At 72.4% G+C, this 1,950-nt stretch carries 1 protein-coding gene; it reads right to left on the bottom strand.

Going from position 1 to position 1,950, the window contains the following annotated elements; all coding sequences use genetic code 11:
- Window positions 1–153 precede the first annotated feature (153 nt).
- The gene (locus B1205_RS01035; RefSeq protein ID WP_089153882.1) at window positions 154–1,806 is read right to left on the bottom strand and encodes a PKD domain-containing protein; all 1,653 of its coding nucleotides are present in this window, start codon (window positions 1,804–1,806) and stop codon (window positions 154–156) included.
- Window positions 1,807–1,950: the final 144 nt, after the last annotated feature.

Genomic DNA, 1,950 nt, shown 5'->3' with positions numbered 1-1,950 from the left:
AGTGGGAGAAGCAGGCCACCGACCTCGTCACCCAACACTGGAACAGCTGACCCCCACACCGAAGGCCGGCACCCCGAGAAAGGGTGCCGGCCTTCGACAGCCTGTTAAGAAGGGGCCCCTCCTATACCGGAGGCGTTAACAAGGGCCCCTTCCTTACATGGGGGCTGGGGGGAGGATGAACGTCCAGGTGGTGGTGGTCGTGCTGGCGGCCGCGCCCGTCGCGGCGAGCCCACCGTAGGCGCCCACCGGCACGCTGCTCCCCGAGTCGGCGAGCAGGCCGGTGACCCGGCCGCCACCGGTCTGCGAGCTGTTGCTGCGGACGGCGACCCCGGTCGGCGGGGTGAGCACGGTGGACGCCGCGTCACCGTGCATCCAGTACGACACGGCCCAGCTCTGTGCGGCCGTGACCGGCGCGTACGGGGTGGTCCGGGTCGCGGTGGCGGCCGGGTCGGTGGCCCGGACGACGACCGGTGCGACCGGCGCGACCCCCCGGTACGCGGCCAGCACCAGGTTGCCCTTGGCCTGGCTCTGCAAGGGGACCTGGACCGCCGTGCCCGCGTCCCCGGCGGTCGCCGTCTTCCACCAGGCGGTGGTGGTGGCGAAGCCCCCGTCGAGCCGGTCCAGGCGGGTCCAGCCGGTCACCCCGGTGGGTTCGCCGGTGCCGGCGTGGGTGTTCTGGCTGAGCAGGAGCAGCAGCGTGTCGCCGGGCTGCACGCCGGCCGGCACGGTCACCGTGTGGCTGGTCCAGTTCGCGTTCGCGGTGGACTGACCGACGAAGGAGATCCGCTCCGGCACCGGTGCGACGGTCACGTCGACGGTCACGGTTCCGGTGGCGCCCCGGTCGTCAGTGACCGTCAGGGTGACCGGGTAGGTGCCGGCCGCCGCGTACGTGTGGGAGGTGGTCGGCACGGAGACGGTGCCGGCGGTGTCGCCGTCGCCGAAGACCCAGCGGTGGTCCTGGATCGCGCCGTCGGCGTCGGTGGAGCCGGCGCCGGAGAACGTGCACACCAGGCCGGCGCAGGTCGGCACCAGGTCGGCGACGGGCGACTGGTTGGCCGGCCCGCCCGCACCCTTGAGGATCTTCACGTAGTCGATGTCGCCGGCGAAGTAGTCGCAGGTCACCTTCGTACCGTCGCATTGGCTCTTGCCACCGACGGAGAGCTGCCAGGAGTTGGCGATGGTGCCGGTCGGCCCGTTCAGCCGGCTGGTCCGCACCCCGTCGACGTACATCTCCACGTACGTCGACGTGCGGTTGCAGGTGACCGTGTGCCACTGCCCGTCGGCGATCGACACGTCGCTGTAGCCGGATCGGGACGCGCCGTCGCCGCCGCGGAACAGGCACTGCGGCTTGCCGCCCGGGGCCTCCAGCTTCCAGTAGCCGCCGACGGTGGCGCCCTGTCCCTTCTGGAGGATGTTGCCGAACGAGTACGTGGTCCGGTAGCGGATGGTCACCGAGAAGTCCCCGGCGTCCGGGTTGAGGTCGGTGCTGTGCGGCACCACGTTCACATGGCCCGGCACGTACTCCTGGTCGGCGGGCAGGTGGGTGGCGAACCGGTGCGCGGTCGCACCGGCGTAGAGCGCGCCGGTGACCACCTCACCGCCGACCAAACCGTGCCGGCCGCCGCCGCTGCTGTCCTTCAGGACGCTCGACGAGGCCGGCTCGTCCATGCTCCAGAACGCCACCGTGCGGCTCGCGGTGGCCTGCGCGGGCGCGGCCCCCACCGTCACCCCGGCCGCCGCGACGACCGTCGCCACGCCCAGTTGCGCGGCCGTCCGCCGCCATCGTCCCTGCCCGATCGTCCACATGTGACCGCCTCCCCGCGTATCGGGCCTCACCCTGACACACAGCGGGCTGGCGGCCCATAACCCGCACGGTGGATGTGAGCCGGGCTCTTGGGGCGGCGGGGTGAGCGATGTGGCCGGTGCCGACCGGCCGGCGGGGGATCCTTC

Source organism: Micromonospora sp. NBS 11-29 (assembly GCF_002140155.1).
Taxonomy (GTDB): Bacteria; Actinomycetota; Actinomycetes; order Mycobacteriales; family Micromonosporaceae; genus Micromonospora.
This window is presented reverse-complemented; position numbering and strand designations above follow the sequence as displayed.

Excerpts from the sequence above, each read along its gene's own strand:
- B1205_RS01035 (WP_089153882.1), bottom strand. The coding sequence starts at position 1,806 with ATGTGGACGATCGGGCAGGGACGATGGCGGCGGACGGCCGCGCAACTG.